The sequence below is a fragment of the Azotobacter armeniacus genome (genome assembly GCF_054779355.1).
On record NZ_BAAGYK010000128.1, the window covers coordinates 29,148 to 29,960 of the forward strand.

The following is an 813-nucleotide window of genomic DNA, read 5'->3' on the forward strand; positions in this document are numbered from 1 at the left end:
GCTCCGGGAACCGCTGAGACGAGGTGCTTAGTATGCCGGAAAACTTACGCTCTAGTACTTAACGTGCCCCACCGGACTGACTCGTACCCCGGATTGCCTTCACCGCGAGCGAACGCTAAACAGACCGTCGGCGACTTGTCGCCTTCAGGCCCATTCAGCCCGGCATCCACCACCTTCCGCTTGCCAGTGTAAATTGGAGATACCTTTGAAGAGATCCAGGCGTGGGCTCAGAGGCTGTGAAGTTTTCGACTCTGGAGCCTGCTGTACCGCGATGCAGGGGAGCAGTGTTGGATTCTCCGCTTCGCGCGCTTTTGCAGTGCCCGGGCCGCGGTCCGCGGTGGGAGGGATGCAGCGGAGCGGAGCGTTTTGCCCTGATCGCAGCGATCCGCGGCCCCCCTCAGGTCATCGTCGGCACACTCAACAGCAACCCAGGCGCAAGCTCAGTAACCGTCTGGCCAAGTCGTCTGGCTTGAACCCGCCAGGCTAAGAGAGGGTGTCCACCTATTTATCGTGGACACCCTCTCAGAGGTTGTGAAAAATTCAAGCGGCTGCTGCGCCCCCCTTCAAAACAGCCGCTAAAACGTTGCGCTACGTGAAAAGTAAGACCATTTGGCTCATAAACTCTCCCGCTTTTCACATGGCACGCCTTTTTGAAGGGGATTGGAGAGGCTCTCACGGCACTGTTCGATTTTTTCACAACCTCTCAGGCTTTCAAGCGGGGAAATCATGCAGCGTCGTTCCTATTCCACGGCCTTCAAGGCTCAAGTCGTGCAGGAGTGTGGCCAACCCGGCGCCTCCGTCGCCAGCGTGGCG